The sequence below is a fragment of the Oceanobacillus jeddahensis genome, assembly GCF_000750635.1.
In the GTDB taxonomy this organism is placed as follows: domain Bacteria; phylum Bacillota; class Bacilli; order Bacillales; family Amphibacillaceae; genus Oceanobacillus; species Oceanobacillus jeddahense.
On the sequence record NZ_CCDM010000003.1, the window covers coordinates 413706 to 428175 of the forward strand.

The 14470-nt window shown below is 38.1% G+C and carries 13 protein-coding genes and 1 other annotated feature; of the genes, 4 read left to right on the forward strand and 9 right to left on the reverse strand.

Going from position 1 to position 14470, the window contains the following annotated elements:
- The first annotated feature begins 221 nt into the window (after positions 1-221).
- Together BN986_RS15375 and BN986_RS15380 are read left to right on the forward strand one after the other, a co-directional pair.
- A complete protein-coding gene (locus tag BN986_RS15375; protein WP_040981663.1) occupies positions 222-1004 on the forward strand; it encodes a M23 family metallopeptidase in 783 nt (260 codons plus the stop codon).
- Positions 988-1854 (forward strand): M50 family metallopeptidase, encoded by an 867-nt coding sequence (locus BN986_RS15380; RefSeq protein ID WP_052400827.1) that lies wholly within the window; start codon positions 988-990, stop codon positions 1852-1854. Before BN986_RS15375 ends, BN986_RS15380 begins: the two co-directional genes overlap by 17 nt.
- 131 nt (positions 1855-1985) lie before the next feature.
- On the opposite strand, the gene minD is transcribed toward BN986_RS15380, so the two are convergent.
- From minD to BN986_RS15420, 8 genes are all read right to left on the reverse strand, one after another.
- Positions 1986-2780: a septum site-determining protein MinD gene (gene minD, locus BN986_RS15385; RefSeq protein WP_040981666.1), complete on the reverse strand. Its 795-nt coding sequence runs from the start codon at positions 2778-2780 to the stop codon at positions 1986-1988.
- The gene (gene minC, locus BN986_RS15390) at positions 2773-3459 is read right to left on the reverse strand and encodes a septum site-determining protein MinC (RefSeq protein WP_040981668.1); all 687 of its coding nucleotides are present in this window, start codon (positions 3457-3459) and stop codon (positions 2773-2775) included. The genes minD and minC overlap by 8 nt, the downstream gene beginning before the upstream one ends.
- 113 nt (positions 3460-3572) lie before the next feature.
- Positions 3573-4097, reverse strand: coding sequence for a rod shape-determining protein MreD (mreD, locus tag BN986_RS15395; RefSeq protein ID WP_040981670.1), 525 nt, complete (start codon positions 4095-4097; stop codon positions 3573-3575).
- Positions 4094-4972, reverse strand: a complete 879-nt coding sequence (mreC, locus tag BN986_RS15400; RefSeq protein ID WP_040981672.1) for a rod shape-determining protein MreC — start codon at positions 4970-4972, stop codon at positions 4094-4096. The genes mreD and mreC overlap by 4 nt, the downstream gene beginning before the upstream one ends.
- Positions 4973-4987: 15 nt before the next feature.
- Complete coding sequence (locus BN986_RS15405) at positions 4988-6025, reverse strand: rod shape-determining protein (RefSeq protein WP_040981674.1); 1038 nt, start codon at positions 6023-6025, stop codon at positions 4988-4990.
- Positions 6026-6285: 260 nt separating this feature from the next.
- On the reverse strand, positions 6286-6972 hold the full coding sequence (gene radC / locus BN986_RS15410; protein ID WP_040981676.1) for a RadC family protein: 687 nt from the start codon (positions 6970-6972) through the stop codon (positions 6286-6288).
- 261 nt (positions 6973-7233) lie between these two features.
- Positions 7234-8097, reverse strand: coding sequence for an SPOR domain-containing protein (locus BN986_RS15415; RefSeq protein ID WP_040981678.1), 864 nt, complete (start codon positions 8095-8097; stop codon positions 7234-7236).
- A 101-nt stretch (positions 8098-8198) separates the two neighbouring features.
- Positions 8199-9482, reverse strand: coding sequence for a bifunctional folylpolyglutamate synthase/dihydrofolate synthase (locus tag BN986_RS15420; protein ID WP_040981680.1), 1284 nt, complete (start codon positions 9480-9482; stop codon positions 8199-8201).
- Positions 9483-9678: 196 nt separating this feature from the next.
- Here BN986_RS15420 and BN986_RS15425 point away from each other — a divergent pair, with 196 nt between their 5' ends.
- Both BN986_RS15425 and BN986_RS15430 read left to right on the forward strand, forming a co-directional pair.
- A complete protein-coding gene (locus BN986_RS15425; protein ID WP_040981682.1) occupies positions 9679-10575 on the forward strand; it encodes an ATP-grasp domain-containing protein in 897 nt (298 codons plus the stop codon).
- Positions 10572-11420: an ATP-grasp domain-containing protein gene (locus BN986_RS15430; protein WP_040981684.1), complete on the forward strand. Its 849-nt coding sequence runs from the start codon at positions 10572-10574 to the stop codon at positions 11418-11420. The genes BN986_RS15425 and BN986_RS15430 overlap by 4 nt, the downstream gene beginning before the upstream one ends.
- Positions 11421-11445: 25 nt before the next feature.
- Here the strand turns inward: BN986_RS15430 and BN986_RS15435 are convergent, their stop codons facing one another.
- Entirely contained in the window at positions 11446-14091 is a 2646-nt protein-coding gene (locus BN986_RS15435) for a valine--tRNA ligase (RefSeq protein ID WP_040981686.1), read from the reverse strand.
- 70 nt (positions 14092-14161) lie between these two features.
- Positions 14162-14406, reverse strand: a binding site (T-box leader).
- Between the last annotated feature and the right edge of the window lie 64 nt (positions 14407-14470).

A 14470-nucleotide genomic window follows, 5' to 3' on the forward strand; every position in this document is an offset into this window, starting at 1 on the left:
GTATGGTACTGAAGAACATATTCATCCTGAAATAGCAATATATATATGCTTATTCTTAGGTGCGAAAGTTGAGTAATTGGATTAATTTATTTACAAAAGAACAAACATCATCATACATGCCGTAGAAAACAAATCGCTTCAGCTTTCTATACAATTAATCATATAAACAGCTTGTTTAACATATAATGAATCACACCACGCTGTAAAGGATTGTGAGATGTATGGATAAAAACTTAAAAAAAATTCGTAAAGCCATTGAAATGCGTCAAAAAGCAAAAAGTTTAAATCAAACAAAGCAAAATCAGCAAGAAGATTATTTACAAAGTAACGCTTTACCAGATATGGAAGAGTCTCACGGTTTTTATCCTTCTATATCTGCCAGCCATACAAATTCTGCAATTCCTGAAAACAATTCTCGTGTTACTAACATTGCTGTGAAAGCTCTTTTATCCGTTTCCCTTTTTCTAGGGACGGCGTTCATTACAGAAATCGACAGGCCTTTTATGAATCAGCCTAAAGAGTGGCTAACTTCCACTTTAACGAATCAATTTCCTTTTGCAAAAGTGAATGCATGGTATTCAGAAGCTTTTGGTACTCCTCTATCTTTTAGTCCCAGTGCAGTTACAGAGGAAGTAATTACAGATTCATCATATCTTCCGGTCAATGGAATTATTTCAGAGCATTTTCATGAAAATGGCCAAGGTATCTATATTGAGGCAGAAGGTGAAGAAAATGTAGCCGCTGTTCAAGAAGGAATTGTTGTATTTGCTGGCAACGACCGTTCCACAAATAAAACGGTAAAGATCCAGCATGCTGACGGAACAACAACACAATACGGATTTTTAGATTCCATCGAGGTCCATTTATACCAGCATATTTCTAACGGACAGGTCCTTGGAACATTAGGGACTGAGAATGATAGTACATCTGTTTTTTTCGCAATTGAGCAAGAAAACCAATATATTGATCCTGAGCAGGTGATTCTGGTTGATCAACAGCCTTAAATCTTCCGTACAACTTATTCATTTACATCCAATTTTATGGATATTTATTGTGGTCTCTTTCTTAACAGGTTCTTTTACGGAACTGGCAATTATTTTTAGCATTGTTTTTCTCCATGAATTAGGACATTATATTGCTGCTTCATCCTTTAGATGGCGAATTTCCTCTATTGTTCTTTGGGCATTTGGCGGAGTGATGAAAACAGATGAGCATGGTACCCGCCCCATTCGTGAAGAAGTAATTGTTATACTAGCAGGACCTTTTGTACAAGTTCTCATATACGGCTTACTTTATGTTGTATCTTATTTTGGGGTTATTCCAGATTATTACTTCGGGTTAATTTTTTATTATAATACAATCATTCTCCTATTTAACTTGCTGCCAATTTGGCCCTTGGACGGTGGAAAGCTTGTTTTTTTAGTTCTCACTGCATTCTTAACTTTCAAAAAGGCGTATTATGCAACAATTATTGGCTCCTTGGCAATATGTGCCATTATCATTTTAGTACAACTTTTCTTATTTCCATTTACGCTAAGCAGCTTTCTCATTTGGCTCTTTTTAATACATGAAAACTGGAAAGAATGGAAATACCGCTTTTATGTATTTATCCGTTTTCTTTTAAAAAGGTATGAAGGAGGACATTTTGTACGTGCTATCAAACCAATCTATGCATCTCCACATGATAACTTTTTAGATGTATTAGCCCGTTTTCAAAGAGAGAAAAAACATACAATCTATATTGAATATCCGGACCGGGAACGAATTTCTATTGAAGATAATGAATGTTTAGATTTCTATTTTAATGAAAGACCTTACCGAAAAACAATCGGTGAAGCTTTCACGGGTTACTGATTATCTAAAAAAGGAAAGTATCTTTATAACGATTAATCCGATGTATGATTACTCTTTCTAAAATTTATCTATGTTTATTTCATAAAACAAAAACATCCGTTTCTAGCGGATGTTTTTGTTTTATATGATTATTATATTTTAAAGAATGCTTTTACCTTTTGCATAAACCCTTTTTCTTCTTCCAGGGATTGTAACGGGACGGTTTCTCCTAAAATTCTTCTTGCTATATTACGATAGCTGATTGAAGCTTTAAAATTTGGATGCAGTGCAATGGGTTCTCCTTTGTTCGAAGCTTTAATCATTTCTTCATCATCCGCTACAATCCCGATTAAATCAATTGCTAACAACTGAACAATATCATCGACATCAAGCATATCGCCATTTTTTATCATATGATTACGTATTCGATTAATGATTACTCTTGGTGGTTCTACCATATCTTCTTTTTCTATTAATCCGATAATTCGATCAGCATCCCGGACACTTGAATTTTCAGGGGTTGTGACAACAATTGCTCTATCTGCCCCAGCGATTGCATTTTGAAAACCTTGTTCAATACCTGCTGGACAATCAATAATGATATAATCATACTCTTGTTTTAGTTCTGTCACAATTTCTTTCATACCCTCTGTTGTTACAGATGACTTATCACTTGTTTGTGCAGCGGGAAGTAATGAAAGATAATCAAAACGCTTATCTTTGATTAAAGCTTGCTGCAGCTTACAACGTCCTTGAATGACATCAACAATATCATAAATAATCCGATTTTCAAGTCCCATAATTACATCGAGGTTACGAAGGCCAATATCTGTATCTATCAAACAAACTTTTTTGTCCATTAAAGCTAGAGATGTGCCAATATTTGCAGATGTCGTTGTCTTACCAACGCCACCTTTACCGGATGTAATTACAATCGCTTCACCCATTATTCATTCTCCTCTCAAATGCGCTAATCACCTTTCTCTGTTTAGAAAGTATTTTGATCGAATCAATAACAATTTTATTCTGATCCGGATCAATGATTCCGCATTCCATGTATACTCCATCAGCTTCATAATCAGGTGCCCGACTAATATATTCTGCAATTCGAAGCTGTGCTGGCTTCATATAAGAAGCAGCTATGAAAGCCTCTCGATCTCCCTCTACACCAGCATGTGCGATTCCTAATAAATTCCCCATAATATAAATGTTTCCTCTAGCTCTTACTCTACCGCCAGGATTCACGTCACCAATAAGAAGCAAATCTCCTTCCGTTTCAAGAACTTGTCCGGATCTTACAATCTGGTTAACTACTTTTAATTTACTCTGATCCAACCATGTTTTTGCATCCTTAATTGGTATCACTTCTGATTCCATTGCTTCAATCTGAAAACGATTTTTTTCTTCAATAATTTCCTTTAATTGCTGGCTCTGCTCTTCCGTTAAATAACGGTGTCCCAGTTTTACTTTTACGGAAACCACTGGTTCATCTTTTTTCGGGCTGCTGGCTTCCAGCTTTTTGATTAAATCTTGTACAATCTCTTCAAAAGAAGAATTTTCATCTATAAATAAAATCAAACCATCTCTTGTCCCTTTAATCGTGATGGTCGGTTTGGTTTCTTGCACGATTTATTCACCTCTTTTTTCTACAGTCAGCACAAACGAAGGTTGCTGACTGAGCAGAGTCTGCCGCTCTTCCATAAATATACGTCTATACAGACTTATTTCAAACGGTCAGATTATGTTAATTCTCTACCCCATTTCCGCATCGGCTTTATGATTAACGGATAGATTAATACTAAGAATAAAAGATTCATAAGAATGGTTGGCACCAAACGATTCAATAAATATACTTCTATCGGCATATCTGCTAATCCAATAACTGTGAAGATGGTATAAATACTAATATCAGCTAAAGCAATTCCAAAAGCGGACAGGATTAACAACACATAAAAATTTCCTTGCAGCATTTTCTTTAGACCACGAACAATATAAATAACGAGTGCATAAGAAAACATATAAACACCTAGAATACCTGTATATACGATATCAAAAAGCAATCCAAAAATAAGGGCGTACAATACTGCATAGTAGGTATCATTGCGATCATAGAAGATCGCAATATAAATAAGTATCACAAACACCCAGTGCGGCACAATCATATAAGAGCCCATTAACAATTGATGAGGTAATAGTTCTAAAGCTACTCCGCTAAGTACCATCACAATAAACAGAATCAAGGGGAATATCACACGTCTAGTCAAGACTCGTCATCCCCTTCTTCTTCATCTTCCGGCTCGCCTAAGGAACGATTGACAACAATAACATTTCGAATATCAAATAAATCTGCTGCGGGTTCAACCATTGCAATCCTGGTTAACCCATATTGATCAGCAACTACTTCACTTACTTCACCAATTGTAATACCTGCCGGGAACTCTCCTCCGAGTTCGGAAGAATAAACCGTGTCTCCTTCTTCAATATCCGAATCGGATTCTTCAATAATCCGGAATAGCAGCATTTCAGTCTCTTCATCGAATCCTTCGATCATTCCAAAAATATCGCTGTCATCTTCTCTTAATACAGTTGCAGATACACGATTAAATTCATCAAAGCCCGTAAGTAATTGTACAGTAGATGTACCTTGAGACGTATGAAGAACTTTCCCAATCATTCCTTCTGCTGTTCTGACAACCATATTTTCTTGTATTCCATCATTCTCTCCCCGATTAATGGTCACTTGGTCCACCCATTGCTCTGGTGAACGAGCAATAACAGTGGCATAGATCGGTTCGTAATCTCGCGCTGTTTCCGACATATCAATGATGGAACGCAGCTCTTCATTCTCATCTTCTAACTTCTGCACATCATATGCTAACCCTTTTTGTTGAGATAATTGTTCTCTTAAAATCTCATTTTCTTCATATGTGGTCTTAAAGTCACTGATATTTGAAGCAATATCTGTAACAAACGTCACCGGAGCCTGTGCAACATTCTGCACCCACCCCACGGTATCACTAACAAATTTCTCTGCAAAATTTAAATGTCCCCGGTTGTTTAGGGAATATCCTATTAATACAACTAATACAATAAATCCTACAAGGATTATAAATAATTTCTTACTTCGAAAAAAATTCATACAAACACCTACTTATTAATTTAACGCGCGCGAAGACACACTTGGAGCAGAACGAAATTGGTCAATATAATCAAGTGATTTACCGGTTCCAATTGCCACGCTTTCCAAAGGTTCATCTGTAACAAATACAGGAATTTTTGTTTCATCACTAATAACTTTATCAAGATTTTCTAACAGAGCGCCCCCTCCAGATAAAACAATCCCCCGATCCATGATATCAGCTGATAATTCAGGCGGTGTTTTTTCTAACGTTGTTTTAACAGCATTGACAATTGCATCAATATTATCATCCAAAGCTCCAGAAATTTCTTCAGATGTAACTGTAATTGTTTTTGGCAATCCCGTCAACAGATCACGCCCTCTAATATCTCTTTCTTCTCCAATAATTCCTTCTTTCGCTGCTGCTATATCCATTTTAATCGATTCAGCCGATCTTTCTCCAATCATTAGGTTATATTTTTTTCTTATGTAAGAGATAATTGCTTCATCCATATCATCTCCTGCAATTCGAATAGAACTGCTCGTTACAATTCCACCTAATGAAATAACAGCTATTTCTGTCGTTCCTCCACCGATATCAACAATCATACTCCCTGTTGGTTCCCAAACTGGTAAACCTGCTCCTATTGCTGCAGCAAAAGGCTCTGCAATTGGATAAGCTTCTTTCGCTCCAGCTTGCTTTGTTGCATCAATAACCGCCCGTTCTTCCACCATCGTAATACCAGATGGAACACAGATCATCACATTAGGTTTCTTCGCAAAGAGAGAGCGTTTCTTCATTGCTTTTTTCATATAATAATTCATCATCACGGAAGTTGTGTCGTAATCTGCAATTACACCATCCTTCATTGGACGGACAACAGAAATATTTCCAGGTGTACGTCCGATCATCATTCTCGCATCACTTCCAACAGCTTCCACGGCGCCTGTCTCCAAATTTTTCGCCACAACAGAAGGTTCCCGAACAATAACTCCTTTACCTTTTACATAGACTAATGTATTTGCTGTTCCTAAATCAATTCCTAAATCCTGTGAAAAATTAAACATCCCCATAAATTTCATCCTTTCCCGTTCGCACATCAATAAGTATTTTCTCCATGCTTCTTTATTACGAATAACCGCTTGTAAAACTCGCGCAGTATAAAGTTTCATTTTATATCAGCATATATTATAGCTACAGAATACATCTTTTTACCAGCCAAGTTTTGTTTATACAATTCTAAGAAGCGCCACTTTTACATCTCCTCGAAAAATGGCGCTGAAAATTAATTCCATATATAATTATACGAAAAAAACTCTAAAATAGATAGTATTTATAAGTATCCTTTTTGTTTTAATGAAACAAAACGTTCATTTCCAATAACTAAATGATCAATAACCTCAATTCCAATTATTTTACCTGATTCAACAAGGCGCTTCGTGATAAGAATATCTTCTTGAGATGGGGTCGGGTCACCAGAGGGATGATTATGGCAAACTAACACAGAGGCAGCAGATCGTTTTACAGCTTCACGAAATAGTTCCCGAGGATGGACAATCGAAGCGTTTAAAGAACCAATAAAAAGAGTTTGCCGATGAATGATTTGATTTTTGGTATTTAAAAAAAGAGCTACAAAATGCTCCTGCGCTAAATTGCGCATCTCTTCCATAACATAATTGGCTCCGTCTTCTGGAGACCGAATAATATAGACATCTACAGCTTTATAACTGCTAATTCTTTTTCCGAGCTCAATGGCAGCCAGTATATTCAAACTTTTTGCAGTTCCGATCCCTTTAATCGCTATTAATTCTTCTACGGTAGCATCTCTTAATAATTTTATACCTTCAAAATGCATAAGAATACGATCTGCAAGTAGTTGAACTGGATCATTTTTAGAGCCGCTGCCAATTAAAATAGAAAGAATTTCCTGATTGCTCAGCTTATCAGCACCATGTTTTAACAGGCGCTCTCTTGGTCTATCTTCTGTTGGTAAATCTCGTATAAAAATTGGCTTTCCCATGGTATCTCACCTTTCGTTTATTTATATCATAGAGATACCACGCTTTTTCTACAACTTGAAAAAATCCCATTTTTAATAAGATCTAACAAGTTATAATTAATTTTTTCTAGTAAGAAATTGCTCATTCATGAAGTGTTTAACATGATAAAAATCAATTTTACGTAAAATTACTATTTTTTGTTTTCATAAGCTTAGGATACCTAATAGTCACCTTAGAAAACTTACTATCTAAGGTGATTATTAGAGTAAGTATGAGCATTTTTATGATAATTCGTCATAAACCTTCATCCAACTCAACAATTGATAAGCAGCAGGTTCACCCTGCATTTCTGTTAAGCTGGTTATCAGTTCATCTACCTTATTCACTTCGTCCGGGGCCTTGTCCACCAAAGCAGTGATTTCTTCATCTGCAATTGGCTGAGTTAAATCTGTTTGCTGAATCTGCTCATCAAAGAAAGCTTGAAACATTGTTATCCATTCACTTTCCGCTTCTGTCAATTCTATTTCGTTTGTTTGGGTACTCCATTCCTTCACATAAAGTTCTGCTTGACCGTCAGAAAGGGAGTCTGCAAGAGCTTGTGCTGTATCCTCAGATGATGCGACTCCTGCCATCAAATAAAATTCCTCTTCTCTTTCAAAAAATACAGTTGAGATACCTAAACTTGACAAGGTGTCAATTAATGGGCCGGCATTCTCTTGATCTGAAAAAATACCTGCTTGAATTATATATGTTTCTAATGAATCAAGTGATGTCGAAACGAAATCTAAACTTGTTTCCTCTTTTTCTGTTTGTGATACTGCTGGTGTCGTTTGCGATGAATTCTCAGCACTTGTCGGTGTATCAACTTGTACAAACATCCGAAAAAGAAAGAATCCTATAGTCGAACCAACAAAAATGGCACTTAATCCACTAATTAATATCGCTTTCCATATAGGGTTTCTTTTTAGTTTATCCTTATTCGTACTTTTAACAGGCTTAAGCGTCGTAAAGTCAATTTCTTCTTGTTCATTTTCAAGCGATGCTGCTGATTCTCTTTCTGCACTATCTCCTTTGGAGGATGTATGGACCTTATATGTCCAAGTACCTTTTGAGTCTTTTGCGATATGCGGTTTATGTTTTGTCATTAATCCGGCCCTCCATGCTAGTTTTGTTTCACTCTAGCACAGCTCTTGTAAAAAGTAAGGCGAATCATGACATTTCCTATGATAATCGTTCTACAAATTTCTTATAGAAGATCGTCTGTTTCAGTGTCTATGTCTATCTTCTTGGAAAAATCAATAAAAGAACGGATTAAATTAATAAAATGGAAGGAACCAGTAATCAAGATTGGAACCTTTGACGTTTTTATTTTATCTTCTATCCATGCTTGCCAGTCCTCAACGAACTCATTTTCTCCTTTTAATGGATAATCTGTCAACGCTGCTGCCCGGGGATGATCAAAAGATGTGGTATATAAATTCGGAAAAACATCTGCTAGTTGTTTTTGCATTTCTTCTATATCTTTATCTTTAAAAGCAGCAAACAGCACAAGCACTTTCCTTCTTGGATAGATTGCTCTCACTGTTTTTATAAAAGCCTTCATCCCTGCTTCGTTATGAGCACCGTCCACTAAAATAAACGGATTATCATGGATTTTTTCCATTCTTCCCGGTATCATTACCTTTTGAATTGCTTCGATGGAAATTCGCATATCCAGATGGCCGAATCTATTTTTCAACACTTTTATAGCTTGTATCGCAACAGAAGCATTCTGATGCTGATGTAAACCAATTGTCTGAAGTTTAATACGGTAGCGCGAGCCAAGGTTTTTCCATTCAAATTCATCAATTTGAACATCTTTTATCGTAAAATCCATCCCAAATCGGTATAAAACAGCTCTTTTTTTATTTGCTTCATTGATAATTGGAATTAGTCCCTCTCCTTCTACCCCAGTTATAATCGGGGTACGAGATTTAATAATTCCTGCTTTATGCGAAGCTATCTCTGTGATTGTATTTCCTAAAAAGGCGGTATGGTCTTTAGAAACCGTGGTAATAATTGATAAGACAGGTTGAATCACATTGGTGGTATCGTCCCTCCCACCCATACCAGCTTCTATAATGGCTATATCAACATTTTTAGAAAAATATAAAAATGCCAATGCCGTTATAATTTCAAAATGGCTCGGATGCCTGCCTTGATTATCCATTTCTTCGATCACCGGCTCCATTTCTTGAAATAGCTCCGTGAATACATCTTCTGAAATTGATTCTCCGTTATGAAGAATAAAGCCAGTCAAGCCACTTAAACTCGGTGATGTAAAAGTCCCTACTTGATAACGGTTTGCTCTTAATGCAGCTTGCAGAAAAGCTCCAGTGGATCCCTTTCCGTTCGTGCCTGCAATATGAATAGATGTAAATTTTTTCTCTGGATGATCTAAAGCATCTAACAGGGACTCTATTCGATCCAAGCCCGGCTGCACACCAAGCCGCTGACGTTTTTCAAAAAAATCATGGATGTCTGTATTCATCTCTCTTTCCTCCTTCACTTATTCGTCGTATACTGAGTATCACAGTATGATTGTCCGTAATCCCTTCCTATTACATACGAAAGAATTATTTTACGGGAATGGGAAAACAAACACTTCATTTCCTGCTTGGTTTCACCGGATTTATCACGTCCGTTGTTAAATCCCGTTTTACCGTAAAGAGAAAGGATGTTCTAATTTGAATTATACAGGTTGGATTATTATTAATGGAAGCATCGCAACAGATAAATTTCTGGACTATGCAAATATGATTGCAGAAGCTGCAGAAAAACAAAATATCCAAACAGTCTGTTTAAAAAATGATGCGGTTTTAACTTTATTATGCCCGAAAAATGGCATGGTGTCATCTATCGCAAATAATGATAAGCTGCCTGATTTTGCTTTTTTTATAGACAAAGATATTTATATAGCAAGACAGCTGGAGCAGCTCGGTGTTCGTGTATTTAATTCATCACGTACGATTGAAATCAGTGATGATAAAATTTACACGTATCAAATGCTTAGCCAGCAGCAGATTCCTATTCCTGAAACAATCATCGCTCCGAAAAAGTATCATGGAGGAAACCTGCCTCCTGCTTATTTACAGAAAGTAACGGAGTCTCTCGGAATTCCTCTTATAGTTAAAGAAGCGTTCGGTTCCTTTGGGGAGCAGGTTCATTTCATTTCCAACCATGAGGAATTAACAAATATTATTCCGATGATGGAACAACGTCCGTTTGTATTCCAGCGTTATATAGCGGAGAGCAAGGGACGGGATATTCGTGTGCAGGTAGTCGGTGAGAAAGCTGTAACTGCTGTCGAACGACAAAATAACAAAGATTTCCGTGCGAATGTAACAAACGGGGGGAAAATGTTGCCGTTTGCTCTTGATGACAAAACAGAAAAGTTGGCTGTGAATGCAGCAAAAGCAATTGGAGCTGATTTTTCCGGTGTGGATTTATTGTTTGGACCAAATGAGGAGCTGCTGGTTTGTGAAATAAATGCCAATGCACATATCCGCAATCTATACGAATGTACCGGAATCAACGCTGCTGATGACATGATAACCTATATAAAAAAGGAGCTTTCCCGATGAAAGGCTGGCTGATTTATACAACATCTGATTCTATCAGAAATAAAAGTTATATTGACTGGTTTATCTCTGAAGCCAGAAAACAATCTATCGATCTGGTCTTATTACGCAGAGAAGATATTTCTATCGGTATTCATCATAATAAACCGGTTATCTATGCAAATGGAGAAGAAATAACTGCTGACTTTGCTGTCGTGCGGACGATCGATCCACTCTTGAATAAACAGCTGGAGCAAATGGGGTTAGCCGTATTTAATAAGCCTATTATTTCAGAAACATTTAATCATAAAGCCTATGGCTACCTTGCTGTCCAGCAGCTGGGCATTTCTGTTCCGGAAACGTATTACTTTCCGGCAAATTTGACTCCTTCCTCCCCGCCTCTGGATTTCCCTTTTGTTGCTAAAACAGCAGCAGGAAAAGGAGGAGATCAAGTTGTCATGCTCGATCATCAAAAAGAGTGGGAAGCGTACTGTCAAAGCACCACGGAAACCTTTGTAGTACAATCTCCAAAAAATATACAGCCGGGCAAGGACTTACGGGTCTTTGTGATTGGCAAAGATATCATCGCAGCTGTTTTACGCGAGAACGCCAATGACTTTCGGGCAAATTATTCCCTGGGAGGTAAGGCATCTTTATATACATTAAATAAAACAGAAAAAAGAACCGTTCAAAAGATAATAGACGCTTATGATTTCGGGCTGGTCGGGATTGATTTTATGTTCAGCTCTGACGGAGAATTCATTTTTAATGAAGTGGAAGATGCGGTCGGCTCACGTGCATTAAGTATGCTCAGCGATATCAATATATTAGAAAAATATGTAACGTATATAAAAGAAAAAATGCTATGAGAGATTGTCTCATAGCATTTTTTAATTACTGTTTTAGCTCTGCCAAACGGGCTTTTACTTTCGCCTGTTTATCCAGATAATCTTTTTCTTTCTGCTTTTCTTCTTCCACCAATGCTTCCGGCGCTTTGCTGATAAAGCCTTGATTCGAAAGTTTTTTCTGCACTCTTTCCACTTCTTTGTCCCATTTGGCAAGTTCATTTTCCAAGCGTGCGATTTCTTTATCAAAATCAATTAAACCTTCTAAAGGCAGGAAGATTTCCGCTCCGGTGACAACAGAAGTCATTGCTTTATCCGGCGCTTCGATACCTGTGGCAATCTGCAGGGAACTCGGATTACAGAAACGTTCTAAATACTCCCGGTTCTTCTCTAATTCCTGCACAAGTGCTTCATTTTCTGCCGAAATAAGCATCTCAATCTGCTTAGACATCGGCGTATCCACTTCTGCACGGCTGTTACGTACCGATTTGATAATAGCAACTAAGCGCTGCATTTCCGATACTGCTTTTTTATCATCAAAGGCCGGATTTACTTTGGGCCATTCACTGACGGTAATAGAAGCTCCTTCATGCGGCAGCTGCTGCCAGATTTCCTCTGTGATAAATGGCATAAATGGATGCAGCATACGCATTGTCTGATCTAAAACATGTGCCAAAACAGAACGTGTTGTCTTTTTCTTAGCTTCATCCTCGCCATATAACGTCAGTTTCGCCATTTCAATATACCAATCACAAAATTCATCCCAGATAAAGTTATAGAGATGTCTTCCTGCTTCTCCGAATTCATATTTATCCGCATTTCGTGTTACATGATCAATCGTTTCATTCAAGCGGGATAAAATCCATCTGTCTGCAACGGTTAAATCTCCCGTTAAATCAATATCCTCATGCGTAAAACCTTCCATATTCATCAGAGAAAAACGGGACGCATTCCATACTTTATTGGCAAAATTCCAGGTAGACTCAATTCTCTCCCAATGGAAACGCAAATCCTGACCAGGTGTGGATCCAGTCATTAAGAAATAACGCAATGAATCTGCACCATATTTATCAATAACATCCATCGGATCTACACCATTTCCTAAGGATTTACTCATTTTTCTTCCTTCTGCGTCACGGATCAAACCATGCAGCAACGTATCCTCAAATGGACGTTCATCCATAAATTCTTTGGATTGGAAAATCATCCGGGATACCCAGAAGAAAATAATATCATAGCCTGTTACTAACACATTCGTAGGGAAATAACGTTTCAGGTCAGCAGATTCTTCATTGGGCCAGCCCATGGTAGAAAACGGCCATAAAGCGGATGAGAACCAAGTGTCCAAAACATCTTCATCCTGCTCCCAATTTTCCATATCAGCAGGGGCTTCTTTACCTACATAGATTTCTCCTGTTTCTTTATGATACCAGGCCGGAATCCGGTGGCCCCACCATAGTTGCCTGGAAATACACCAGTCACGGATATTATCCATCCAGTTGAAATACGTTTTTTCAAACCGCTCCGGCACAAAGTTTACTTTTTCCTCCGGCGAATCCTGCATTTTTAAAGCTGATTCTGCCAGTGGTCCCATGTTGACAAACCATTGTGTGGACAAGTAAGGCTCAACAACTGCGCCGCTTCTCTCCGAATGCCCAACTTGATGCGGACGTTCTTCGATTTCAAACAGCACGCCCTGCTCTTGCAGATCTTTAACAAGCTGCTTCCGGCATTCAAAACGGTCTAACCCCTGATATTTGCCGGCATTTTCGTTCATGGTGCCATCTTCATGCATTACCAGTACACGCTCTAAGTCATGGCGGTTGCCGATTTCAAAGTCATTCGGATCATGGGCAGGTGTTATTTTTACTGCTCCGGATCCAAGTTCCATATCTACATAATCATCGGCAACTATTTCCATTTCTCTTCCTACAATCGGCAGAATAACCGTTTTGCCGATCAAATGCTGATAGCGCTCATCTTTTGGATGAACAGCTACTGCGGTATCCCCGAGCATGGTTTCCGGACGGGTTGTGGCAATCTCAATCGTTTCATCACTGTCTTTGATTGGATAACGCATATGATAAAATTTACCCGGGATTTCTTCATAAATAACCTCGATATCAGATAGCGCTGTTTGCGTGGAAGGATCCCAGTTAATAATATATTCTCCGCGATAAATCAATCCTTTTTCGTAAAGACGGACAAATACCTCACGAACCGCATCCGACAAACCGTCGTCTAACGTAAAACGTTCACGGGAATAATCCAAACCAAGTCCAAGCTTCTCCCACTGCGAACGGATAAAATCGGCGTATTCCTCTTTCCACTCCCATGCAGTTTCCAGGAACTTTTCGCGTCCAAGTTCATAACGGCTCGTTCCCTGTTCTTTCAACTTTGCCTCTACTTTTGCCTGCGTCGCAATCCCTGCATGGTCCATTCCAGGTAACCAAAGTACATCATACCCCTGCATACGCTTCATACGCGTAATCGTATCCTGCATCGTTGTATCCCATGCATGCCCTAAATGCAGCCGCCCTGTTACGTTTGGCGGCGGAATAACAATCGAATAAGGTTCCTTTTCAGGATCATCTTTCGCTTCAAAAAATTTACCATCTAACCAAAATTGATATCTTCCTGCTTCCACTTCTTGCGGGTTGTATTTAGGAGGAAGCTGATTTTTTTCATCTGACATGTTAAAAACCTCCTTTATTCATGTAACAAAAACTTTTCCGGAAAACCAAAAAAACCTTTTCATCCTTATAATAAAGGACGAAAAGGTATATTTCCGTGGTACCACCTTTGTTTGCTTATAAATAAAAGCTGTTACAGCTTACGTAAGCACACTCAAGGTCATGGATAACGGCTGACAACCGGAATCTCCTACTTCCTTTTTCAGAGACTCTACATCAGAGACGACTTCAAGAACAACCTTCCCGGGAAATTTTCACCACATGATTTCCCTCTCTAAGAGCGTTTATTCTTTACTACTTCCCTTCAACGTATCCGTATGTTTTCCTAGTAATATTTATTTTATCTGTTCCTCTAAAGAACGTCAACTACATTCTCTAACA